Here is a 24282-nt window from a genome sequence, read left to right as displayed (position 1 = left end):
CGTCAGTTGTATCGCCCAGCCCTCTGGCCCCATCAGTCGTCCTCGTCGAGCGCCTTAGCCAATCGTCGCAGCCGCGCCCGAGCTTCGGGACTCATCTGGCTGTACTTGCGGAAGAATGCCTTATCCTCAGCAGCTTGCAAGTTCCCGTCGTCCACGCCCATGAGATAGTCGCCGGTGACGTCGAGCGCCGCCGCGATCTTGGCGATCTTCTCCGCCGAGGGTCGTGGCGGGTCCTTGTTCTCGAGCTCCCAAATATAACTCTTGCTCGAGTCAGTGGCGGTCGCGAGCTGGTCAAGCGTCATGCCCTTCTTCTTACGAAGCTCGCGAATCCTGTCGCCAAACGGTGCGGCCATGCGTGTTCAAACTCCTGCCAAACGCACCGAACGACAAAAGTTCGGTGTAGACGCATTGTAGCACCCTTGACAGCAGCAGCAAGGAGTTCCATTTGTTCGGAGTAGACGTACTTAACGGGTCGCTAATTCGCTATGGAAGGGCATACTCGACATGACCAGGCTTACCTTCTTCCCGCTCGGCAATGCCGACACCACCTTGATCCGACTGGCCGACAACCGCCTGGTCCTTCTCGACTACGCGGACATGCGCAACCCGAACGACCAGTTCGACAGTCGTTGCGACCTTCCTGTTGCGTTGCGCAAGGAAATGTCAGAAGCCGGCCAGACCGACTTCGCCGTAGTGTGCTTCACCCATCTGGACAACGACCACATCTGCGGCGCCAGCGACTTCTTCTGGTTGCGGCACTCCACCGCCCATCAGGGCAAAGGCCGCCCGAAGATCGATGAATTGTGGGTGCCGGCCGGCGCGATCACGGAAACCGGCCTGGTGGGCAATGCCGCCACCATCCGCAAAGAGGCGCGCCATCGCCTCATCGAAGGTACCGGCATCAAGGTCTTCTCCCGTCCTGAACTGCTAAAGGAATTCCTCGCGTCACACGGCCTGACGCTCGAAGACCGCAAGCACTGCATCGTCGACGCAGGTAAGCTGGTGCCGGGGTTCACCAGGGAAGGTTCGGCTAAAGCGGAATTCTTTGTGCATTGCCCCTTCGCCTGGCGCACCGACGAGCGGGGGCTCGAGGACCGCAACAAGGATTCCGTCGTACTTCACGTCACCTTCATCGAGGGCGGCGTCGAGACAAAGGCCCTGCTCGGATCGGACGTAGAATACGGAACGCTCTGCGAGATCGTAAAGACCAGCAAGAAGCACGGGAACGAGCACCGCCTCGAGTGGGATGTGCTCAAGCTCTTCCACCACTGCTCCTACAAGTCCATCGGGCCCGAGATTGGCGAGGACGAAACGGAATCCGTGGACGAGACGCGCTGGCTCTTCGAGGAGCAGTCTCGCGATGGATGCATCATCGTGTCGCCCAGCTGGGAGATCCCGCAGAAGGGCACCGCGGAGGACGACGACGTTCAGCCGCCGCACCGCCAGGCCGCCAATCATCACAAGCGCGTCGTCGCCGACCGGGGTGGAGAGTTTAAGGTGACCATGGAGACGCCGGACAGGATCAGGCCGAAACCGTTCCGGATCGACATCACCGCGTTTGGCGCTGCGATCAGCTATATCAGCAGCAGTTCGACCGGGACGGCAACCTCCACGCCGGTTCGGGGCGGCTGACATGCAGCCCTGGATCGCCTCCTTTCCCGTGGTCGAGTATTCGGCCCTCGGAAACCCCCTTGCCAGCGCCTTCGTCGATCACGTGCGCGATGGCGGGGACGGCATCTTCGAGTTGGTAGAAGCCCGCTGCGATCGCGGCATGGAGCTGATCCTGGCTAATGTGCGGACCGAACGCCCACAGCGCCCGGTCGTCGCAATCGACCGGGTTGAGCCCATCGCGATTGTCTTCGGGGATGGAAGGCACGGCCCTTGCGTAATGGCGCTTCGTGAGGATTTCCCGGATACGCCGCACCAAGCCCGCCTGCCCAAGGGCATGCCGTTCTGTATCTGCATCGACGACCGGCCATGGTCGGAGGCGAAATCGTCATATGGCCCGGCAGAGCTGGGTCATCGCATCCTGCAGTGGTTCCGGAAGGCGGCACGTGGCCAGTTGCACGACGCGGCCCAGCCCCTCGAACCATTCTTCTCGCTGCAATCACCATATGAATTGATCATGCCCCGCGAGGTCTGGGCTTGCGATGCCGACAAGGTCACGGAGCTGATCGGCATCGTTCAGGATCACCAGCGCCAGACGATGGTGACATTGCTGCCTGCGGAACGGCGACAAAGCGCCACCCCGGTGATCTCCGTGATTGCCTACGACCTGTCCGCGGAAGCCATGTCCCGAATGCGCCAGGCGCCGGCGACACTGGCCGATCTCGCCGAGGAGACCCTGCGACGTGGCGTGGACGTCGTCGCGGACCTAAAAGCTCGGCTGAAGACCTGGTATGCCGACGAGACGCGGCGTGCCGCCGTTCTCAACTCTCATCCGTGCATCCTGCTCCGCTTGCCCATGATCAACCCGGTCACAGGCCATCTAGAAGGGCTCGACACGGTCGGCTTTATGGTCGACGGCACTGTCGGCGACATCGGGGTGGCGCTCGGCCTGTTCTATTGCGACCGGAGCAGCGACCTGAACAGTATAGGATATCAGCTCCGCTTTCCTTCCGGCGATCCTGATCTCGACGCCGTTCGCCTCGAAGGATGCCTGGTCCACGGTGCGTTCGACACCCAGTTGGCTCGGGCGATTTCCGGGGTGGCTTCGCCCGTGGTGGGCAAGGCCGTGATGATTGGCGCCGGTGCCATCGGCTCCTCCGTTGCGGAAATCCTTGCGCGTGAAGGCGCTTTCGACAGCATGGCCGTAATGGACGACGACACCCTTCTTCCGCACAATCTTGCCCGCCATACGCTGACGTCCAATGAGGTGACGCGGCCGAAGGCGACCAGCATTGGTCAGCGCCTGCAGTCCATTAGGCCTGACCTCGACGTGTCGACGATCGACGGGAACTTCCTGGCCGAACCATCCCCCGAGGCGGAAGCGTTGCTGCAGGCTGCTGACACCATCGTCGACGCCTCGGCTTCGGTAGCCGTTGGCCGCAGGCTAAGCGACCTTGCCGGCCATGCGCGGCGCGTGTCGATCTTCTTCAACCCGACCGGTACCGCGGTCGTGCTGCTCGCCGAGGACGAGGATCGCCGCATCGACCTGCGCGCTCTGGAGGCGATCTATCATCGCGCCATCCAAACCGATCCCGTCCTCGAGAACCACCTCGTTGACAGCGAGATGATCCGGTACACCGGTGCGTGCCGAATGCTGACCAGCCGCATACCCGCGTCGCGGGTGCAGGTATTGTCGGGTCTGGTGGCAAGCGGGCTTAGCCAAGCGCTCGGCAGCAGCGAAGCCTGCGTCAAGATCTGGTCCCTCGGCGAAGAGGGGGAAGTCTCCTTGGTCTCACCGGAAGTCGGTTTGGCCATAGATCATGCGGGGGACTGGACGATCAGGATGCCCGATACCCTTTCGGCTGAGCTCGCCGCCCAGCGCCTGAAGCGGCTGCCGAACGAAACGGGTGGCGCATTGCTTGGCATAGTCGATCCGCAATCGAAGCGTATCGAACTGGTGGCCGCGGTTCCTGCTCCGAGCGACAGCACGGAAGCGCCGACCGAATTCATCCGCGGCACGATGGGACTGCGCGAAACCGTGGAGGCAGCCATTGCCCGTTCCGCGGGGCAGATCAGGTATGTGGGCGAATGGCATTCTCACCCCAAGGGCAGTTCAAGCCGGCCCAGCACCATCGATATCGAACAACTTGCCTGGTTGAGCACGACCATGGCCGGTGATGGCATGCCCGGCGTGATGTTCATCGTCGGGGAGAACGAGGCCCGGCATCTGGTCGGGACGATGCGATGACCGATACGACATTGGGGGTTGCCGGAGCCGAACAACCCCTCCGCCTCGGGCTGGCACTGTCGGGCGGTGGGACTAGGGCTGCAGTCTTTCATCTGGGGTTGCTGCTCAGGCTTGCCATTCAGGACCAGCTCGAAAGCGTTTCGGCAATATCGACGGTATCGGGCGGCAGCCTGGTGATCGCAGCGGTGTTCGGCAACAACGGCAATAAGTGGCCAACATCGGCGGCCTTCAGGGAAGAGGTATATCCGACCGTAAGAAGTCTCTTGACCGAGAGGGATCTCTTCAGCATCCCGGCCTTGTTAAATCCTGGCAGCCTGCTCAAGCACAATTTCCGGCTCGTGAACCGGCGTGCTCACGTATTGGCCGATCGACTCGGCACGGAATGGGGTGTCACCGGCAACCTTGCGGATTTGCCCACCAGTCCTAAATGGTGGATCAACGCCGCCTCCATCCATTCCGGCAAGAACTGGCGCTTCAGTAACGGCGAGATGGGTGACTGGAAATTCGGTCGGCACTACTCGCCTGCCGTCAAGATCGCCGAAGCCGCCGCGGCCTCGGCAGCGGTGCCCTACGCAATCGGTGCCCTTCGGCTCGAAATACCGCAGGGCGGCTGGTATCGAACCGATCCGGCTACGAGGAAACCGCAGCAGGCCATCGATCCCAACGTTCGGGTCCTCCTCATCTGGGACGGAGGAGCCTATGATAATCTTGCTCTGGAAGCCCTGGTGAAGCCGGGCCAACCCTCGACCGATTTCGATTTCCTCATCTGCAGCGATGCATCCGGGGTCCTGGCTCCGCCTTCCGGGGGAGTGGTGGCCAATCTTTTTAAAGGGAATTTGGCCACGCCTCGCCTATTCGACCTGATGGGGGACCAGGTCAGAAGCCTGCGGTCGAGGATGCTCATGCGCGAGTTCGACTACGGGCCCCTGCGCGGCGTCATAGTACGCATGGGTAACTCGATCCGCGATATCGACCTTAAGGCGGGCTTCATTCGACCAGAGTCGGAGCATGCCGCATATCTCAGCGATGAACTGACGAAGGCTGCCGTCGCTCATCCCACGGCACTGAATAGGCTATCGCCTGCAGAATTCGACCTCATTGCCCGCCACGGCTTCGAATGTTCGGATGCCACGCTTGCGGCCCATGCCGGAACCGAATTCGATAAGCGCAGCACCTGGCTGTCGACCAACGAAATGCCGCCAAGAAAAAGCTGAGAGCCGGACCGTGACGATCCGACTCTCGTATTGCAGTTCAATCGACTCACGACTTTTGGTCGATGCCCGGTTTTCCAGGGTCAAATCGACTCAACATTTTTTGGTCGCATTAATCCGCTGAATTTGCTGGTGGGCCCAGCAGGACTCGAACCTGCAACCAGACCGTTATGAGCGGTCGGCTCTAACCATTGAGCTATAGGCCCCCTTCAGCCTCTTAGCAGGGTCAATCGCCGTGTCAAAGGGGTGCTGCATGCTTGTGGATTTTTCTGCTGCGCGGTATGCCGGTGCAACGGTCTGCAGTTCACCGAGGCGTCGCCGTCCCGCATGGGAAGCTAAACCTGCTTCTATCCTGATCTTCGACACGCACCTCACTCGTGCCCGTCGCAAGCCGGCGACCATGACACCGCTGCAAGGCGGATATGGGCATGCTCGAGGATGAACCATGTCGAGACAGATCCTGTCCCTCACCATTGCCGACCTGTCGGCTTTTGCCAAAAGCCTGCGCGAACAGCTGACCAAACTTGACGAGAACCCTGGTCAAGTGGACATGCTCAACATGCTGGCTCGCGCGGCCGGTTTCCGGAACTACCAGCACCTGAAAGCGGTGACCGAAGAGGCGCCGCCGGCCGATGTTGTCGATCTCACGCTGGTCGAAAAGGTCGCCCGGCATTTCGATGCCGATGGCGTGCTGCTGCGCTGGCCCGGCAAGAACAGTCTGCAGCCGCTGTGCCTCTGGGCGCTGTGGGCGCGCATGGAGCCGGGCCGCGACTATGCGGACCGGGAGAATACCGAGCTGCTCAATGCCTGGGCCAGTTTTGGCGATCACGCCCTGCTGCGCCGGGCCATGGTGGATATGGGATATGTGACCCGCACGCCGGATGGGCGCTCCTACAGGCGGATCGAGCAGAAGCCGCCGGCCGAATTATCGGCGCTGCTCAGGCGGATCACGCCTCAGCCCGTCTGAGCTCAGACCTTCTTGGAAATGCGTTGCATGGCGACCCTGGAAAACAGGTCGCCCTGCTGCGTCGACTTGTTGATCTGGATGGCCGCAAAGCCATTGGCGAGCGCGGCGGTCCGCTGGGCAATCTCGGCCGCTGCGGCGCGGCGGGCGCATCTGCTGCATCCGCTCATAGGCGGGACGCTGATGCATATTGAAGCGTGTGATCCTCGTGGCTTTCATGCAGGCATGGGGCCGCCACAGGCCTTAATGAGACCTGAATCTCACAGAATGGTGACCGGGACGAAGCGACCATTCCGACAGGCGGCGGGACTTTGTTGCAAACCCAATCTTTTGATCTGCTTGAATATCCGGTCGCGCCTGTCATTGTTCGGTACATTAATGGAGGAGATTTTTCATGCGCAAATTGATTACTTTGAGTGTGTTGGGCGGGGTTGCCGCAATGTCGATGCTCGCTGTTGTCCATGCCGAGGAGCTGTGGCGGGCAGGGGGCTTCAGCACGCCGGAATCGGTGGTGTTCGATGAGGCCAATCAGCGCCTCATCGTTTCCAACATCATCGGCGAGGCGACCGAGGCAGATGGCGAGGGTTCACTGTCGGTCGTGGATCTCGAAGGCAATGTCACCGACGCCGAATGGGTGACCGGGCTCGATGCGCCCAAGGGGCTGGCGATCTCGGGTGGCAGCCTCTACGTCGCCGACCTGACCAATATCCGTGTCGTCGACCTGGCGAGCGGCGCGGTGGAGACGATCGCCATCGAGGGGGCAACCTTCCTCAACGACGTGACCGCCGCCGAGGACGGCACGGTCTACGTCACCGATACGTTTGCGAATCGCATCTACGCGATTGCCGACGGCACGGCCACGCTGTTCCTCGAAGATGCGGCGCTCAACAGCCCCAATGGCATACTCGCAGACGGTGACGCGCTCGTGATCGCCAGTTTCGGCGTGCTGGCGGAAAAGCAGGAAGACATGGTTCCGGGCGGACTGGTCTCGGTCGACGTGGCGTCCAAGGCGATCACGCCCGTGGCGGGAACAGAGCAGCTGGGCTTCCTCGATGGCATCGTCCGGGTCGGCGACCAATGGGTGGTGACGGACTTCTTTGCCGGAAAAGTCATGACTGTTCAGCCTGATGGCTCGTCGGCAACGCTGGCGGAACTGGGCATGGGGACGGCGGATCTGGGCACGGATGGCACGTCGGTCTACGTGCCGTTCATGATGGCCGGCGAGCTGATCAGTCTCGGCATGGACTGACCCTTCACACCCCACATTTCGGGGCTGAAGTGCTGTATTGGCGGGCGTTTAAATTCGGACGCCGCAATATTGAAGGCCTTGTGGATTGGGCCTAAGGTTTCCCTTGGAGGACCCCGCCAATCGTCAAGCTGACCCCGGAATAAAGTCCGGGTGCGGCTGGCTACTAACAAGAGGATGCGATCGCGCAGGCGATCAGCATCACCATAACTTTGGAGTTATTGAGTTGAAATTCTCTAGCATATTGGTCGCTGGTGCGCTGGTTCTGGCGTCCACGCTGTCTCTGGCTGCTGCAGAGTATGAAGTACACATGCTCAACAAGGGCAGCGACGGCAAGACCATGGTCTTTGAGCCGGCCTTCCTGCAGATTGAAGTCGGCGATACCGTCAAATTCATCCCGACCGATCGCGGTCACAATGCCGAAACCATCAAGGACATGTTCCCCGAAGGTGGCAACGAGTTCAAGGGCAAGATCAACGAAGAGTTCAGCGTAACCTTCGACGTGCCCGGCGCCTATGGCTACAAGTGCCAGCCGCATCTCGCCATGGGCATGGTCGGCCTGATCGTCGTCGGTGAAGATCCGGCGAACCTGGACGCGATCACCAATGCGCGCGGCCCGGCCAAGGTCAAGGAAGCGTTCGCCGAACTCGCTGCCCAGGTCGGTCAGTAAGCATAAGTCCCGGGCGGGGTCGCCAAAGGGTCTGTTCGCGCTTCGGCGTGACAGGTTTTGGAGATTCCGCCCGTGGAGTCGGCGCATGTCTGAGCAAAGCTATCACGGCTCACAGCAGGTGTTCGACGTATTGGCCAAAGCCGGCCAACGCGCCCAGATTGCACATCTTCTGCCATTGTTGGTGTTTGGACTGGCCGCAGGGGTTGCCCTGTTCGGGGCTGCGATCGTGTGGCTGGGTCAGGTCTGGCTACAGATCGCCATGCCGCTGGCGGGCGCCGTTGCGCTGGCCATTCTGATCGGGTCCGGCTTCGTTCTGGGGCGCCGCAACCGGCCAGGCGTCGTTGCGCGCCGCATGGATTTCGATCTCGGTCTCGAAGAGCAGCTCTCCACCGCGACGGATGCATCCCTCGGAAGCCGGAACAATCCGGTTGTTCGCTCCCTTGTGGCCCAGGCCAACGAGACGGCCGCGCGGATCGATGTTGCGCGCGCCGTGCCATTGGGGAGCCGTCTGCTCGGCATCAGTCTCGGTGCGCTGGTGCTGGCCCTGGCAGGAAGCGCCATCGCCTATGGGCTCTACGCCCGACCTGCCGCCGTGGTGAGCGCAGCGGATGCTGTGACGGAAAGCGACATGCAGCTGGAAATTGCAGCAGAAGACCTCGATGTGCTGGCTGAGCTGGTTGCCGCCGACGCCGACCGGCGCAACAGCGACTATCTCGAGGCGCTGGCTAATTCCATTGAAACGCTTGCACAGGCGGCGCGTGACGGCGCCTCGCAGGAGGACTTGCAGGCCCAGCTGCAGCAGCTGATGGAGCATGCCAATGCCGGCTATGCCGGGGAGAGCCCGGAATGGCTGCAGGATGCTTCGGGCAATGCCGGATCGGCGCTTCAGAACGCCGTGGCGTTCAACGCTGCCCAGCAAAAGGCCGCCGAGCAACGCGCCAGGCTGGCGGAGATGCGTGGCGACGGGCCACGGATCAGTTCGGCCGACATGTATACCTTGTCTGATGACCGGCTGGCGCGCAGTGCGGCGGCGCAGCCGCCGGGCAATTCTCCTCCGGACGCCAACGCAATGGCTGAGCGCGAGGGCGAGCTGCACAATTCGAGCCTGGGGGGCGGGGAAACAGCGGCCCGACCGATGGAAGACGATGCATTCACCAGCGCCGGATCGCTGCCAGTGGGTGCGGCAGCACAGTCGGGCAAGGGCGAAAGCAATATTGCCGGCGGTGGCTCGCAGGCCCTGGCGGCAGACAGCCAGTTCCTTGAAACCATGGCTGACCCCAGCCAGGTGGTGTCGATCGCCGCCGAAAATGTGTCCGAAGGCAACCGTATCCGCATGCATGTGCCCACCACGGCCGAGGTGACAGAAGCCGGCGCGCTATCGAGCGGTAGGGGTGACGCCTGGGACCGTCAGGCTGCACAGCTGGTCACGCGCCAGTCCATCGAGCCGCATGCGGGTGCGGTCGTATCGCACTATTTCAATCGCCCCGTCGCAGAGCCGGGATCGTAAGATGCAGGTTCTTGCTCCCGCCGCCCTCATCCTTGCAGCGCTGGCCCTGGTCATCCTGGCGTTCCATATACGCCGGCGGCGCAGCGTGGGCGTGCCCAGCCTGGTCATCTGGCGGCAATTGCAGGCCGGGCAGGTCAAGCGCAACCGAACGTGGCAATGGCCCAAGCCGAGCTGGTCGCTGGCGCTGCAATTGCTGGCCCTGCTCGCCATGGTCGCGGCGCTGGCCCAGCCGCTGCTGAACCGTGGCGAGATTGTCGACCACTGGGTGTTCGTGCTGGACCGCTCAGGTCCGATGCAAGCCACTGGCGGCGGCGAGACGCTGCTCGCGGCGGCCAAGAGCCAGATCGAAGCGCGTCTCGGCGCTGCTGGAGATGGCCCTCAGTCGCTGATTGCCGTGGGTGAATTCAGCGAACCGATACTGGTCAACCAGGCTGCGGATGCAGCCGGCATGGCCGAGGCGGTGGCATCCGTCGGGCCGGAGGATGGCCCGGCCAACTGGGCACGCCTGCCGGTCGCTTTGCGTCCGCTGATCCGTGCGGGGAAAGCGACGCGTGTCGTGGTTTTCAGCGATCGCGCGGTGGACCTGCCTGTCATGGACGGGGTTACGCAAAACAGTGTCGTCCTCAATTCCGACGTGCCCAATGCGGCGATTTTGGCCGAGTTGGAAAAGGCGGGAGACGAAGCGGGCAAGTGGACGCTGACGGGTGTCGTTCGCCTCGATCCCGGCATGGCGAGCACCGAAGTCGTGGTCGGCTTTGCCAGCGAGGCGGGACAGGCGCCACTGGAATGGAGCCGGCGCACGATCGGCAATCCGGAGGCGGCGCCCGCTGGCGAGGTGGTCGAACGCAGCTTTTCGGTGCAGCTCGACCTGCCCGGCGCCGGCATTGTCAGTGTGGCGCTGGCCGATGACGGCAATCTGTTCGACAACCGGATGCAGTTCGTCATCAAGCCGGCGCCGCGGGGGCTCGACATTCTCTATGTCGGCGAGGGTAACCAGCCGCTGCTGGGTGCGTTGCGAGCCGTCGAAGGCACGGAAATCTATCAGGCGCCGCAATTGCCTGCCGATCTTGGCCAGTTCGGACTGGTTGTCGTGGATAATAGCGTTGTCGACCGACAGCCCGAAAGCAATGTGGTCTGGATCGGTGCGGCCGGTATCGGCGCCGCTGCGCCTGTGGTGAAGGCTGGCTCTGAGCCCACTGGCGCAGCGGCGCACCCGCTGATGCAGGGCGTGTCCTGGGCGGATATCAGCACCGGGGACGTGTATGCGGTTCCGACGCATACGGGCGAGGAAGTCGTATTGCGCTCAGGAGATGATGCGCTGGTGACGACGGCGCGGACACCCTTCGGGCGCGACATTACCCTGGCTTTTGATCCGCGGTCGGGCAACTGGGCGCAGCAGCCGTCCCTGCCGGTCTTTGTCGCCAATTTGGTGGCCTGGCTCGGACTTCAGCCGGAAGGGTTGCTTGCAGAGCCTTGCCAGGTGGGGACGCTTTGCCAGGTGGATCGGCGCTATGAGGGAGGCTCGATCGCGGCAGTCGGTGGTGACGACAGCGTCGCGCTGGCCGGCGCGAGCTGGATCCCGGATCGGGCAGGCCTGTTTGAGATTGCACGGGGAGAGCGGAGCGAGATCATCGCCATCAACGCCGCGGCGGCAGATGCCGGTCAACCGGGTGCTGTCGGGCAGCTTCCCGCGCTGCCGCTGCCGCTCTGGAGCGCTTTGCTGGCGCTGGCGCTGATCGTGCTGGTTGCAGAGACGATCGTTTCCGGACGCGGCCCGGACCGGTTCCTGCTCGCCGAGGGACTGCGCGGCGACAATCCACTGGGGTATCGCCGAAGGGTGGCGCTGGCGCTTCAAGTGCTGGCGGTGGCGCTGGCGCTCGCGGCGCTGTTGAACGTGCCCATGCCCTGGCGGCAGGGTGGCGAAACGCTGGTTGCGGTGATCGGACCGGGCGGCGGTAGCGACGATGAGGCGATAGCGACCGTGATTGCCGGTGCGGAGCCGGGATTTGGCATGGAGGCGCCAAGCCGCAGCGGAAGCACCAGTGAGGCGCTGAAGCTCGCGGCCGCTTCTGTTCCCTGGGGCGTGCCGGGCCGTATCGCGGTATCGGGTGCCACCTATTCGGATCCCGACGTATTGGTCGGCCTGGCTCCGACGCTTGCCGCCCGCGACATCGTCGTTGATGCGGGGGTGGCGAGTACAGGCCCACAAGGCACGTTCGTGGCGGCGCTGGAAGCGCCTGAGCCCGTATTTGCCGGCGACACGTTCCGGCTGACGGGCGTGGTTCATGCGGATACCGATCGGCCCGCCACGCTGCGCTTCGGTCGCGATGGCCAGACGCTGGTTGAACAGAATGTGGCGCTCACCGCCGGCGATAACCGCGTCGAGACCATCATCTCGGATGTAGCGGCGGGCGAGGGGGCGTATCGGCTCGATATCCTGGACGGAACTGCAGGTGTACCCGAAGAGCGGGGGATGTCGCGGCTGGTTTCGGCGGGAGACGCGCGGCAGGTTGCGGTCATCGCCAACGACCCTGACCGGGCCGAAGCCTTCGTCGGCTGGCTGCAGAGCCAGGGGATTACCGGGATTGCCATTGAACCGGACCGCACGCCGTACCGGCCGCGCGACTGGGCCGCCTATGATGGGGCGGTGCTGATCGACGTGCCGGCCATCGCGCTGACAACGCTGCAGCAGCAGCAGTTGGAGAGCGCTGTGGCGGAACAGGGGCTGGGCCTGCTGATCCTGGGTGGTCCGAACAGTTTTGGGCCGGGCGGGTATCTGGAGACGCCTCTGGAAGAAGCATCGCCACTGTCCAGCCGCGTGCCGCGCGACGCTCCGGAAGCGACGCTGGTTTTCGTGCTCGACCGCTCGGGCAGCATGCAGCAGCCGGTGGGCAATGGCACTCGCCTCGACGTGGCCAAGCAGGCAACGCTGGCGGCCGTCGAACTGCTCAACCGCAATAGCCAGGTCGGTATCGTCGTGTTCGATTCCGAACCGACGACGGTGGTGCCGCTTTCGCGCATCGCTGACCCGGCCGAGGTGACGCAGGCGCTCAGTTCCGTCGATCCGGGCGGCGGCACGTCGGTGTATCCGGGGCTGGAAGCGGCCTATGACATGCTACAGGATGTGGATACGCCTGCCCGGCATATCATCGTGATGACCGACGGTCTCAGCCAGCCGGCGGATTTCCCCGGCCTCCTCAACCAGATCCGCAGCGCTGGCATAACCGTGTCGTCGGTGTCCATCGGCGAGGGTGCGGAGCGTACGCTGATCGAAGAGATTGCCCGGCTGGGCGGCGGCAGCTTCCATGCCACCGACGACTTTGCTGCGCTGCCCTCGATCCTCTCGCAGGAGGCCATGCTGCTGTCGGGATCGCCCATCGAAAGGGGCAGGACGCAACCGCTCTGGGCCAGCCGCACAGAGCCATTCCTGCGCGGCCTGCCGGCGACACTACCGCCGATCGATGGCTTCGTGCTGACCACGGCCAAGCCGGCGGCGCAACTGTCGATGGCCGTGACCGACAGCAAGGGCGAGCCCATGCCGCTGCTGGCATCGTGGCGCTATGGCGCCGGTCAGGTTCTGGCGCTGACGACAGAAGCTGTCGGTCCATGGACCGCTGGCTGGCAGGCGATGGACAGTTATGCGCCGTTCTGGGCGCAGGTGGTGCGCCAGTTCCTGCCCGGTGTCGAGCGGGGCGACCTGGTGCTGAACCTGCGACAGCAGGGCGATGGCCTGGTGGCGGACCTGGTCGTTTCGGGTGAGGCCGCCGAGGTCGAGCCCAGCCTTGTGGTGCGTGGGGACGGAGGGAGCGAGGCGCCCCTGGTTCTCACCCGGATGGGCGTGGGACGATATCAGGCCAGTTACTATCCGCCTTCGGAAGGCATTTTCCGCTTCGCGGCGGCGGCCGGTGATGCAAGCGTGGAGCGGGCGATTGCCGCGGGATATCCTGCATCCCTGCGCGAGGCCGGGCAAGATCATGGATTGCTGCAGCTGGCCGCGCTGACTTCCGGGGCGGGCGGCGAGCGTGTCGCCGGCGACCGCTGGGTCACGGTATCGGGCTGGTCCTTCTGGCTGCAGCTCGCCATTACCGTCTTCATGCTTGGACTGGCCGTCCGCTACACCGGAATGCTGGCGCCGCGCGCCAGCGCTCCTCCCCGTTTCCGCCCCCAGACCAATGACAAGGTTCGTCCGCCAGCGGACGAGCTCGTCCATCCCTAGTCGAGGAAGACCAGATGTCGTCACCTGTCATGACCAGTGAACAAGCAGCAGATGCCGAGATGAACCGGCTGTTGACTGCCCTTGCCGCAGCGCGGACGGAAATCGGCCGGGTCGTGCTGGGGCAGGAACAGATCATCCAGGACCTGATGATTGGCCTGATCGCCGGCGGGCATGTGCTGCTCGAAGGTCCGCCCGGCGTCGGCAAGACGCTGCTGGTGCGCACCCTGGCCAATGCCACGGGCCTCTCCTTTGCGCGCGTGCAGTTCACCCCTGACCTGATGCCGGCTGATATTACCGGATCGATGGTGCTGGTGCCCGATGTGAGTGGCCGCAATGTGCTGGAGTTCCAGCGTGGGGCCATCTTCACGCAATTGCTGCTCGCCGACGAAATCAACCGCGCGACGCCGCGCACGCAGTCGGCGCTGCTCGAGGCCATGCAGGAGCGAACCGTCAGCGCGGCCGGGACGACCATGGAACTGCCAGAGCCATTCTTTGTGCTGGCCACACAGAACCCGCTCGAAATGGACGGCACCTATATCCTGCCGGAGGCGCAGATCGACCGCTTCCTGCTGCAGCTCGATGTGCCGCTGCCGACTGCCGAAACCCTTTCGGCCATTCTCGACAGCACGACCGGTACGGTCGAGACGGTGGCCCAGCAATTGCTGACCCCCGAGGATATCATCGCGGTTCAGGCGCTGGTGCGCGGCGTGCCGATGGCCGAACATGTGCGCCGGGCCATTGCCGGATTTGCCATCTCGACCCAGCCGGAGGCGCCCGGCGCCCATCCGGACGTGAAGCGCTACCTGCGCTTCGGGCTCAGCCCGCGCGGCGCGCAGGCCCTGGTGCTGGCGGCAAAGGGGCATGCGCTGCTGAACGGGCGGTTCAATGTCAGTTTCGAGGACGTGAAAGCGATGCTGCTGGCCACCACGCGGCATCGCGTGCACCTCAATTTCGAAGGCCGCGCCGACGGCGTTTCGCTGGAGGCGCTGCTGGGCAAGCTGCTCGACACGAGCATCAAGGGGGTGCTGTGACACCATCTCCGGCTCTGCTCGAACAACTCTCGACGGCGCGCTTCCTGATGCATCGGGCAGCGCCCTCCGTCGGTATTGGCGAGCGGCGGTCCAGTACCAAGGGCGCGGGACTCGAATTTGCCGAGCACCGGCCATACCGGGCGGGCGACGATGTGCGGCATCTCGATCCGCGGGTCATGGCGCGGCTCGGCGAATCCTATATCCGGCAGTATTTCGTGGACCGGCAACTGCCCATCTACATCCTGCTGGATGGGACGCGCTCGATGCTGGCCGGTGATCCGCAAAAATTCGACGTGGCCGCCGAAATCGCGCAACTGGCCGGGTTTGTCGGACTGACGGCCGGGGACCGGGTGCGCGTCGGCGTTTCGGATGAGGCCGGCTTCCGCTGGTCGCAGGCCTTCCAGGGTGGCGCCCGCGCGCCGCTGCTGTTCGCGTGGTTTGACGATGTCCGGGCCGGTGGCCGCCGTGATTTCAGCGTGGATGTGGAACGCGCGGCGCGCGACATGGGCAAGGCCGCCTATGTGGTGATCATCAGTGACTGGTGGGATGAGAATATGGGTCGAGCGCTCAATGCGCTCGAAGGCCAGGAACATGAAGTGGTCGGCATCCAGGTGGCCGCGCCGGCCGAAATCGACCCGATAGTGCTGGGGACCGGCAATGTGCATCTGATCGACGATGAAACCGGCGATGAAATCGAAACAGTGATCGATGAAGAGGTCATTGCCAGCTATCGTAACCGGCTAGAGGCCTTCCAGGCCGGGCTGCGCCAGCGTCTTGTCAGTCGGGGCGGGCGGTTTTTCGCCCTGTCCTCGTCGGTAGACGTATCGAGGTTTTTCATGCGCGATCTGCGCGCTGCGGGGGTGCTGCTGTGAGCCAGACCGGATCGGCAATCGAGGTCAGTGGGCTGACCAAGCGCTATGGGCGCATGACAGCCCTGGATGCTGTCGACCTGACTGTTCCGCAGAATTCCACCTTTGCCCTGCTCGGACCCAATGGCGCGGGCAAGACGACGCTGATCCATATCCTGTGCACCATATTGCAGGCCGATGAAGGGCAGGCGCTGATCGCCGGCGCGGATGTGCGCAAGCGCCCGCTGCAAGCGCGGCGCAAAATCGGGGTCGTGTTTCAGGAGCCCAGTCTGGACGACCGCCTGACTGCCTTCGAAAACCTCGATTTCCATGGTCGCGTATACAATGTCAGCGCGGCCGACCGTCGGCAGGGCATCGATGAACTGCTGGCCCTGGTGGAGTTGACCGAGTGGCGCGATGCGGTGGTGCGGACCTTCTCCTCGGGCATGAAGCGCCGGCTGGAAATAGCGCGCGCACTGCTGCACAAGCCGCGCATCCTGTTCCTTGACGAGCCGACCGTGGGGTTGGACGCGCAATCGCGCGCTGGCATCTGGACCTATCTCGACACCTTGCGTCGGCAGCGCGACCTCACCGTGGTCGTCACCACGCATTATATCGAGGAAGTCGAGAACTGCGATCAGGTCGCCGTCATCGACCATGGCAAGATCATCGCCAACGGGACGCCGGCTGAGCTCAAGAGCCAGTTTGGGCGCGAAACGGCGCGGGTCATGCCACGCAGTCCCGAGGTGGCCGCGGAAATCGTCGCCAAGCATGGGCAGTTGCAGGCGGGCAAGGATGGCTCGATCATTCTCGATGCGGGGGCGCCGGGCTTTGCCGACGGCTTTCTCGCCGAGTTCGGATCGCGCGTCCGCTCGGTGTCGTTCGACACGCCGAGCCTTGAGAGCGTGTTCCTGACGCTGACCGGGCGGGAATTGCGCGACCGCGGTGCCGCCGAGCATGAGCGACGCGGCGCTGAGGGCCGGCGAGGGGGAAGGTCATGAAGATCATCCTCTATCGGCTGTTGTTCCTGGCCGCGCTGATCGGGCTCTGGTGGTATGCATCCACCATTGTCGAGCGCGGCCTGGTGCCATCGCCGTGGGCGACTTTTCAGGCGGCCGGCCAGCTGATCGCGGAGGGCCGGCTCAGCACGGCGCTGGTCGACAGCATTTCGATTTATCTCGGTGGCTATGCGGTCGCCATACTCGTCGGCATTCCGCTAGGCCTCTTGATGGGCACGGTTCGGCCGCTGGGCAAGACGCTGGAAGTGTTTGTCTATGCGCTTTCGGCGACGCCGCGTGTTGCCTTCATTCCCCTGATCATCGTGTTTCTGGGGCTTGGGGCACAGGCGAAAATCCTTATCATCTTCCTCGGCGCGGTCATGCCGATCCTGATCAACAGCTATGCCGGTGCGCTCAATTCCGACCAGGAACTGATCGAAATGGCGCGCTCGGTGGGCGCGCGACGCAAGCGGATCTTTTTCAGCATTGTGCTGCCGGGTGCGGTACCCTTCATTCTCGTGGGCCTGCGTGTCGGGGCCACGATCGGCCTGATCAACACGGTCGTCGCCGAACTCTATACTGCCGTCAAAGGCCTGGGCGGGCTGCTTGCCATTTATGGCAACACATTCCGCATGGCTGAGTATTTCGTCATCGTGCTGACCCTGGCGCTGATCGGCGTCATCGTCACCGAAGCACTCCGGTACCTGGAAAATCGACTTGGGCGCTGGCGCCGAAGCGATGTCGTTGCGTGAAAACAAAAGAGAGATTTGAGGAGGTCATCATGAAGAAACAATTTGGCGCCTTCGTCGCTGCCACCATGCTGTTTGCGGCCGCGCCGGCCCATGCAGAGCCGTTCCGTCTGATCGTGACGGACCTTGAGACGCCGCTCGTGCCCAATTCGGTCATGGACCTGGCCGTGCAGCAGGGCTATTTCGAGCGCGAGGGCGTGGATGTGGAACTCGTCCGCGTGCAGCAGACCCCGTCGGCCCTTGCCGCCATCCAGGCCGGTGAAGGCGAGATGGCCAATATCGGCGTCGATGCCCTCCTGCTGCTGGTGGCGCAGGGTGCCACGGACCTGCGCGCCGTGGTCTCGCCGAACAAGTCCCTGCCATTTCTCATCGCCTCGAAAGACACGGTCGCTACACCTGCCGACCTGGCTGGCAAGAGCTTCGGCATTGGTCGTCCCGGCAGCCTCGATCACGGGCTGAGCACCCGCGTCATGGCGGCCAATGGCGTCGACACCGATGCGGTGGAATTCGTGGCGCTCGGTCAGCCGAACGTCCGCGCCCAGGCGCTGGTTGCCGGCCAGGTCGATGCGACCACGGTGTCGATCGGCGTCTGGAGCTCGATCCCGGACAAGACGGGCCTGCATGTGCTTGTCGACCAGGACGCCTATTATGAAGCGGCGCCGCAGGTCAGCAAGGTCAACATCGTGACCAGCAAGGTGCTCGAAGAGCGCCGCGACGATGTCGAGAAGGTCGTCGCCGCCCTGATCAAGGCGTCGCGTGACTTCGCCGCCGATCCAGCCGTGTGGGTTTCGGCCATGCAGACGGCCCTGCCGGCACAGGACAAGGCCGTGCTCGATGAGCTGGGCGCCAGCTTTGCCAAGAGCTGGAGCGTCAATGGTGGCCTCAGCAAGGACGAACTGGATGCCACGGTTACCGCGCTCTACGAGGGCGAGGACTTTGCCTCGGTTCGCCAGGTCGAGCTTGGTGAATGGGTCGACTTCTCTGTCATCGATGACGTGCTGGCCGAACTGGGCACCGATGACGCGATGGATCCCGTGACCCGATGATCGACGCGACCGCGCCAATGCAGCAAAAAGCGAAGGGCCCAGACGCCGGGCCCTATCGCGTGGAGCTGCGCGGCGTCTCCAAAACCTTTGGTGCCGGCGAGAAATCGGCCGGCACCGTCGCCCTGAAGGACGTCAACCTGACGGTGCGGGACAGGACATTCGTGTCGCTGCTCGGCCCGTCGGGGTGCGGCAAGACCACGGTTCTGCGCATCGTGGACGGTCTCATCCGGCCGGACGAGGGGCAGGTGCTGGTCTCGGGAGAGCCACCGAAGCCGGGGCCAGACATGGGCTTCGTGTTCCAGTCGTTCCGACTGATCCCGTGGTCAAGCATTGTGGGCAATGTCGAATTCGCGCTGGTGGAGTCGATCCCGGACCGGGCGGAACGACGCGAACGTGCGCGTCACTATGTCGAGCTGGTGGGGCTGGGACGGTTTGCCGATGCCTATCCCAGCGAGCTATCCGGCGGGATGCGGCAGCGCGTTGCCCTTGCACGGGCCCTGGCGCCGGAGCCCGACATCCTGTTGCTCGACGAGCCATTTGCCAGTCTCGATGCGCAGACCCGCGAGCTGATGCAGCTCGAGCTGATGCGGCTGTGGTCGGCACGGCAATCGGTGGCGCTGTTTGTCACCCACAGCGTCGACGAAGCGATCCTGCTGGCCGATCAGGTGGTGCTGATGGGTCCGCGTCCCGGTCGCATTCTCGAGGTGATCGATGTCGGCCTCGAACGCCCCCGCTGGGGCTATGACGTGCGCTCGGAGAAGCGCTTCATCGAATTGCGGACTTATCTGTGGGACCGCATTCGCACTTTGGTTCTGACTGATCCCGAATCCGACTTTTTCGGTCGTGACGCGGGCGTTGCTGGTTGACGAGTGGAGGAGCCCTGATGGGCCTGCTGGGTGGAATTTACGCGATCTGGCTGCGCGAGGTGAAGCGCGCCATCCGCGATCGCGGGCAGCTGATCGGCGGCGTGAGCCGGCCGCTGATGTGGGTGCTGATCATGGGTATCGGCCTCAATCCCTATTTCCGGGGCGAGGTGTTCGGCGAGGTGCGCTTCGCCATTCCCTATACCTATATCCAGTTCATCTTTCCGGCGATCGTCGTCCTCAACATCATGTATACCTCGGTTCAGTCGGCCGTTTCGGTCATCTGGGACCGGGAATTCGGCTTCCTGCGGGAAGTGCTGGTTTCGCCTATGCCTCGCTGGGCGGCACTTCTGGGCAAGATCCTTGGCGGCACGACGATCGCCGTGTTCCATGGCTGCCTCGTGCTGCTGCTGGCGCCATTTGCCGATGTCGTCCTCACCTGGGAGCGGCTGGCGGTGGGGTTGCTGCTGATGTTCGTGCTGGCCTTTGGCCTTACCTCCTTTGGTGTCGTCATCGCCTCGCGCATCCGCAGCTTCGAGGGCTTCGGCGTGTTTTCCAATGCCGTCATCCTGCCGCTCTATTTCCTGTCCAGTTCGATATTTCCGCTCGACCCCGCGCTCACCCGGGCCCAGACCCTGGTGGTGTATCCCGAATGGCTGGTAACGCTCGTCGAATGGAACCCGATCACTTACGCGGTCGACGCGCTGCGCGGCACCTTCATCAACTTTAACCAGTTTGATCCCGCACTGGGGCCGATCGTGCTGTCCGTGATGGCGGTGGGCTTCTTCATCTGGGCGCTTCTCGACTTCCGGAAGGCGTGAGAATGGCCGCCGAGAACACCAAGAGGGGGCCGGGGCGCTCGCGTCCGCGCTGGATCGGGGACCTGGGAACGGTGGGAGTCATCGGCGCCCTGTTCGCCGCTGTCTATCTCCTGCCGCCGGACAATTCCCTGTCGAGCATTGAAGACACGGGACGCATCACGGCCTGTGTGCCGACGCTCTATCCTCCACTGGTGACGGGCGATCCGCAGGCGCCGGGCTTTGACATCGAACTGCTCGGCCTGTTGGCCGAGGAGCTCGGCCTGCGCCTGTCGGTGTTGCCCAATTCGGCGATGGCCACTGATTTCAATCCGCGCAGCTGGCGCGTGACGCGTGCGCAATGCCAGGTGCTCGCGGGCGGCATTGCGCTGACGCCTCCGGTGTTGTCCTATCTCGATGCCACGGAGCCCTATCTCTCGACCGGCTGGGCCGTAGTGTCGCCAGAGGCACTGGACAGTATCGAGGACAAGACGATCGGCTTTTACGCGGGCCTGAGCGGGCTCGACCGGCTGGCCCTCAGCCGAAGCCTGAGGGCGCAGGGCTTGCGTCCGCAGATCGTCAACTCGGCCGAAGAGCTCGAAAAGCGCATTGCCGACGGGTCGGTCGATGCGGGGATAACGGAAGCGCTGATCGCGCGGCAGATTGCCGGCTCCAATGACTGGTCGGTCTCCTGGGCGCCGGGGACGGACGAGCGCTATCCGCTGGGTATCGGATTGTGGAAGGGCGACCTGACGCTGAAGCGCCGGATGATGGGCGCCCTTGCCGGCATCGAGGCGGATGGCCGGCTCGATGCCCTCAAGCAGAAATACGACATTGCCGATATTCAGACCGTGCTGGGCGGCGGGAGCGTGCCGGAGCTCGACTGACTCAGGTGCCCGTCAGGGTCTTGATCAGCGGGTCGAGCAGGCGGCGGATGACCACGCCCCGGTCGAGGATGGCCAGCGCCACGAGGACCAGTGCAATAATGGTGGTGCGTGGCCGGATGCGCTCATAGAGCCGGGGCAGGGCCGCCTGGAGCAGGTAGCCGCCCGCCATTGGCGGCAGCGGGATCAGATTGACCACAGCGAAGACGACGCTCATTTCGGCGAAGGTGCGCAGGGCGAGATTGACCACGTTCGAATAGGACGGCTGCAGGTGGGCCACTGACAGGCCGCGCAGTTGCAGGAGCAACAGGAACAGGACGACCGGGATTACGAGAGCGACGAAGACAGCGCCGGCCAGGCCAACGCGTCCTTGGCGCAGGTGCCCGGGGTCGATGTCGACCGGCCTGATCCAGCCCCCCATGGTGAACACGGCCGCAACGATGCCGAGCGGATCGGCATGGGCAAGCGGATTGGGCGTCAGGCGTCCGTCGAATCGTGGCCCGCGATCGCCCAGGGCGGTGACGACGCCCACGAGGGCCACTGCATGGACCATGCCGACCAGCAGCAACCCGATAATGCGCAGGACGATGATCTGCAGCGGTAGTTCAAAACTCATTGGGGGGCGCTCGTCGGGCCCAGATTGTGCGCTTCAACGAGGTCGGCGATCGTGCCGTCCGCAATCAGTTCGGCGATTGCGTCGCCCAGGATGGAATTGAGGTAGGTGTTGTTGGAGCGCGTGGCCATGCCAATGTCGGTGCGCCTGTCCACGAAGGGCAGGGGCAGGAGCTGATAACCGGCGGCCTCCGGGTCACCATTGGTAGCGAAGTAGAGGGCTGGTTCCCAGATCACGGCAGCACCGATCTGGCCGCTGTCGAGCTGCTCGAGGATGCGCTGGTTGTGATAGAGCGTCGAGCGCTTCCAGCGCTGATCCTTGGGCAGGGTATTGAGATAGCTCGCCAGGCGATTGTCTGAGACGGAAAGGCTGCGGGTGCCGATGCGCTGATCGAGCGGCAGGTCGTCGATCGCGGTAATGTCGGGTGAACGGGTGATCAGCAGGTTGCCGGTGGACAGGTAGGGTCGCGTGAGAAGGATCCAGTCCGGCACGGAATTGGCCAGCACATAGCCCATGATGACGTCGCAGCGCTCTGCCAGCATGATGAAGATGGCTTCCTCAAGATAGGGCAGCCGGTAGTCGAGCGGGTTGGTCGGAATGCGGCCATTGGGCATGGGAACCAGGACCGGCTCGACCAGAAGAACCGAACCGACAGTCTCGACGAGTTCCTGCTCGAACGCCGCCATCATCCCATCGGGATTGTAGCAGAAGGCGATGCTGTTGCCGTCCTGACGCAGAGTATCGGTGTAGAGGTCACGGGGGACGACGTCGACGATGGGCTGGGCCTGAGCCGGGGCCATTCCCGCCACTACGACAAGAGCCAGAAGCCGAGCAAGGTTCTTCACGATCGGATATCCATTCTGAAGTCGGTAGCAAAAGGCCCGGCAAAGAGGGTTCTTTGCCGGGCCCGGTTTGGATGCCGCTACAGCTTAGTTCGCAGCAGCAGTGGTTTCCGGCAGGGCGAACACGTACACCGCGTTGCTGCCCGAAACCGTGTCAACGGTGCTGCCCGACGCTTCGATCAGCGCCGTGCCATAGCCCGGGCCACCGGCCGGGATGGCGACGTACTGGCGACCATCGACTTCATAGGAAATCGGGTGACCGGTGGCGCGCGATGCCAGGGTGGTCGACCACACGGTTTCACCGGTTTCCTGGTCGATTGCCTTGAACTTGCGATCCAGACCGCCCATGAACACCAGGCCGCCGGCGGTTGCTGCAACCGGAGCATAGATCGGGGTCTCGTCGGTCCAGCTCCAGACGGTCTCACCGGTTTCGACGTTGATGGCGTCGAGACGGCCAGCCTGGGTGACGCCTTCCGGCAGCACGTATTCCAGCTCGGTGTTGTAGACGTCGAGGCCGGTCGGCTCCTGATCCAGCACAGATGCGTTGGCGCACATGTTGGTCAGCGGGACGAACATGACCTTGGAGTCGGGGTTGAAGGCGCTCGGCGGCCAGTCACGACCACCGAGGTAGGTCGGGCACATGAAGGTCGGGGTGTCGACTTCGGTCGGAATGGCTTCTTCGTTGACGGTGACGAGGCCGGTGTCGTCGACATTGGCGATCAGCGTCTGCTGGACGGTGTCACGAGCGTAGATGAATTCGCCGGTTTCGGCATCAAACTGCCACATCACACCGGTCTTGCAGGGCACGCCGGTGAGGACGCGCTTTTCGCCCGGTTCGGCAGTGCCAAGGGCCAGAAGGCCTTCCATATCTGGAGACGGCTGCGAGTTGATGTCGACCGGGACCATTTCATAGGTACATTCCTGGTCCCAGTTGTCGCGCGGCAGCACCTGGTGACGCCAGACGATCTCACCGGTCTTCGGCTTCACGGCGAAACGGGTGTTCGAACCGTACATCGTGCCGCCGACAGTGTTGCGCTGGAATTCAGCGGCCGGGCCAGCACCAGTCGAACCGTAGAAGACGAGGTCGGTGACCGGATCGTAGGTCATCTGGCCCCATGCACCAGTCATCCAGCGCTGGTCTTCGGTGGAGTCACCCCAGGTGTCGTCGCCTTCCTCGCCAGCCTTGGGAATGAAGCTGTTGCGCCACAGTTCTTCACCGGTGGCAGCGTCGTGACCGGTGACGTAGCAGCCAAATTCGGAGAACTGGCAGGTCGAACCAGCGACGACGACGCCGTTGGCAACGATCGGACCGGTGGTGTTGGAGATCAGATCAGCACCGCCGCCACGATCACTTTCCCATGCGACCTGGCCGGTCTTGGCATCCAGGGCAACGATGAAGTTGTCCCAGGTGGCCAAGTAGATCTTGTCTTCGTAGAGCGCGATACCGCGCTTGTTTTCGCCCAGCGAGTTCAGGGTCTCGCGGTCGGGGAGCTGACGGCGGTATTCCCAGAGCATCTGGCCGGTGGTGGCATCGAGAGCCTGAACCACGTCGCCCGGAGCCGCAATGAACATCACGCCACCGAATTCGAGCGGGGCGGACTGCAGGTTGCCCGGCTCAAGAGCGCGCGCCCAGACCAGGGTCAGCTGACCCACATTGTCCTTGTTGATCTGATCAAGCGGGCTGAAGCGGTAGTTGGTGATCGTGCGGCCGTAGGACGGCCAGTCACCGGCTTCCGGATTTGCCAGGATGTCGTCGGTCACAACGGGCAGGGCGTTGATATCGACCTGAGCATTTGCAGACGAAGTCACGCTGAGCATCGCAACGGATGCCAGCAAAACTGAAAGTGTGGCTCTCATTCTCTTCCCTCGGGATAGAAGGCGCCCGAGTTATTTCGGGCGTCGTTTTTGCTTGGTAGAACCGCCGTGGCCGGCGGGTAGGCA

The 24282-nt window shown here is 63.5% G+C and carries 21 protein-coding genes and 1 tRNA gene; 16 read left to right on the top strand and 6 right to left on the bottom strand.

The window, feature by feature from the left end; genetic code table 11:
- Positions 1-32: 32 nt before the first annotated feature.
- The gene (locus MQW79_RS06430; RefSeq protein WP_220304101.1) at positions 33-353 is read right to left on the bottom strand and encodes a helix-turn-helix domain-containing protein; all 321 of its coding nucleotides are present in this window, start codon (positions 351-353) and stop codon (positions 33-35) included.
- 151 nt (positions 354-504) lie between these two features.
- On the opposite strand from MQW79_RS06430, the gene MQW79_RS06425 reads away from it, so the two are divergent.
- From MQW79_RS06425 to MQW79_RS06415, 3 genes are read left to right on the top strand one after another with little or no spacing between them, the layout of a single operon-like run.
- Positions 505-1632, top strand: a complete 1128-nt coding sequence (locus MQW79_RS06425; protein ID WP_476587514.1) for a ComEC/Rec2 family competence protein — start codon at positions 505-507, stop codon at positions 1630-1632.
- Position 1633: 1 nt separating this feature from the next.
- Positions 1634-3856: a ThiF family adenylyltransferase gene (locus MQW79_RS06420; protein WP_476587513.1), complete on the top strand. Its 2223-nt coding sequence runs from the start codon at positions 1634-1636 to the stop codon at positions 3854-3856.
- On the top strand, positions 3853-5070 hold the full coding sequence (locus MQW79_RS06415) for a patatin-like phospholipase family protein (RefSeq protein ID WP_476587511.1): 1218 nt from the start codon (positions 3853-3855) through the stop codon (positions 5068-5070). The genes MQW79_RS06420 and MQW79_RS06415 overlap by 4 nt, the downstream gene beginning before the upstream one ends.
- Positions 5071-5197: 127 nt before the next feature.
- Here MQW79_RS06415 and MQW79_RS06410 read toward each other — a convergent pair.
- Positions 5198-5273, bottom strand: a tRNA-Ile gene (locus MQW79_RS06410).
- Positions 5274-5512: 239 nt separating this feature from the next.
- Here MQW79_RS06410 and MQW79_RS06405 point away from each other — a divergent pair.
- The gene (locus MQW79_RS06405) at positions 5513-6034 is read left to right on the top strand and encodes a DUF2087 domain-containing protein (protein WP_476587510.1); all 522 of its coding nucleotides are present in this window, start codon (positions 5513-5515) and stop codon (positions 6032-6034) included.
- Positions 6035-6036: 2 nt separating this feature from the next.
- Here MQW79_RS06405 and MQW79_RS06400 read toward each other — a convergent pair whose 3' ends face one another.
- Positions 6037-6201 carry a hypothetical protein gene (locus tag MQW79_RS06400; protein WP_476587509.1) on the bottom strand — a complete coding sequence of 55 codons (165 nt, stop codon included), beginning with the start codon at positions 6199-6201 and terminating at the stop codon, positions 6037-6039.
- 224 nt (positions 6202-6425) lie between these two features.
- Between MQW79_RS06400 and MQW79_RS06395 the strand changes: the two genes are divergently transcribed.
- From MQW79_RS06395 to MQW79_RS06340, 12 genes are all read left to right on the top strand, one after another.
- On the top strand, positions 6426-7280 hold the full coding sequence (locus MQW79_RS06395; RefSeq protein WP_476587508.1) for an NHL repeat-containing protein: 855 nt from the start codon (positions 6426-6428) through the stop codon (positions 7278-7280).
- 223 nt (positions 7281-7503) lie between these two features.
- Positions 7504-7947 carry a pseudoazurin gene (locus tag MQW79_RS06390; RefSeq protein ID WP_476587507.1) on the top strand — a complete coding sequence of 148 codons (444 nt, stop codon included), beginning with the start codon at positions 7504-7506 and terminating at the stop codon, positions 7945-7947.
- A gap of 85 nt (positions 7948-8032) precedes the next feature.
- Complete coding sequence (locus tag MQW79_RS06385; protein ID WP_476587506.1) at positions 8033-9454, top strand: hypothetical protein; 1422 nt, start codon at positions 8033-8035, stop codon at positions 9452-9454.
- Position 9455: 1 nt separating this feature from the next.
- Positions 9456-13670 (top strand): vWA domain-containing protein, encoded by a 4215-nt coding sequence (locus MQW79_RS06380; protein ID WP_476587505.1) that lies wholly within the window; start codon positions 9456-9458, stop codon positions 13668-13670.
- A gap of 14 nt (positions 13671-13684) precedes the next feature.
- On the top strand, positions 13685-14701 hold the full coding sequence (locus MQW79_RS06375) for an AAA family ATPase (RefSeq protein WP_476587503.1): 1017 nt from the start codon (positions 13685-13687) through the stop codon (positions 14699-14701).
- Positions 14698-15573: a DUF58 domain-containing protein gene (locus MQW79_RS06370; RefSeq protein ID WP_476587502.1), complete on the top strand. Its 876-nt coding sequence runs from the start codon at positions 14698-14700 to the stop codon at positions 15571-15573. The genes MQW79_RS06375 and MQW79_RS06370 overlap by 4 nt, the downstream gene beginning before the upstream one ends.
- Complete coding sequence (locus MQW79_RS06365; protein ID WP_476587501.1) at positions 15570-16550, top strand: ABC transporter ATP-binding protein; 981 nt, start codon at positions 15570-15572, stop codon at positions 16548-16550. The genes MQW79_RS06370 and MQW79_RS06365 overlap by 4 nt, the downstream gene beginning before the upstream one ends.
- Positions 16547-17299, top strand: coding sequence for an ABC transporter permease (locus MQW79_RS06360; protein WP_476587500.1), 753 nt, complete (start codon positions 16547-16549; stop codon positions 17297-17299). Before MQW79_RS06365 ends, MQW79_RS06360 begins: the two co-directional genes overlap by 4 nt.
- A gap of 29 nt (positions 17300-17328) precedes the next feature.
- Positions 17329-18342 (top strand): ABC transporter substrate-binding protein, encoded by a 1014-nt coding sequence (locus tag MQW79_RS06355; protein ID WP_476587499.1) that lies wholly within the window; start codon positions 17329-17331, stop codon positions 18340-18342.
- Positions 18339-19208, top strand: a complete 870-nt coding sequence (locus MQW79_RS06350; protein WP_476587498.1) for an ABC transporter ATP-binding protein — start codon at positions 18339-18341, stop codon at positions 19206-19208. The genes MQW79_RS06355 and MQW79_RS06350 overlap by 4 nt, the downstream gene beginning before the upstream one ends.
- Positions 19209-19225: 17 nt before the next feature.
- Entirely contained in the window at positions 19226-20026 is an 801-nt protein-coding gene (locus tag MQW79_RS06345; RefSeq protein ID WP_476587497.1) for an ABC transporter permease, read from the top strand.
- 2 nt (positions 20027-20028) lie between these two features.
- A complete protein-coding gene (locus MQW79_RS06340) occupies positions 20029-20889 on the top strand; it encodes a substrate-binding periplasmic protein (RefSeq protein ID WP_476587496.1) in 861 nt (286 codons plus the stop codon).
- 1 nt (position 20890) lies between these two features.
- On the opposite strand, the gene MQW79_RS06335 is transcribed toward MQW79_RS06340, so the two are convergent.
- The 3 genes from MQW79_RS06335 to MQW79_RS06325 form a co-directional block, all read right to left on the bottom strand.
- On the bottom strand, positions 20891-21502 hold the full coding sequence (locus MQW79_RS06335) for a site-2 protease family protein (RefSeq protein ID WP_476587495.1): 612 nt from the start codon (positions 21500-21502) through the stop codon (positions 20891-20893).
- Complete coding sequence (locus MQW79_RS06330) at positions 21499-22344, bottom strand: substrate-binding periplasmic protein (RefSeq protein ID WP_476587494.1); 846 nt, start codon at positions 22342-22344, stop codon at positions 21499-21501. The genes MQW79_RS06335 and MQW79_RS06330 overlap by 4 nt, the downstream gene beginning before the upstream one ends.
- An 84-nt stretch (positions 22345-22428) precedes the next feature.
- Complete coding sequence (locus MQW79_RS06325; protein ID WP_476588194.1) at positions 22429-24159, bottom strand: outer membrane protein assembly factor BamB family protein; 1731 nt, start codon at positions 24157-24159, stop codon at positions 22429-22431.
- Positions 24160-24282 lie beyond the last annotated feature (123 nt).

This window comes from Devosia sp. Micro-HW1 (assembly GCF_056341075.1).
Note: the sequence above shows the minus strand (reverse complement) of the source record. Positions and strands in the feature narration are given on the sequence as shown.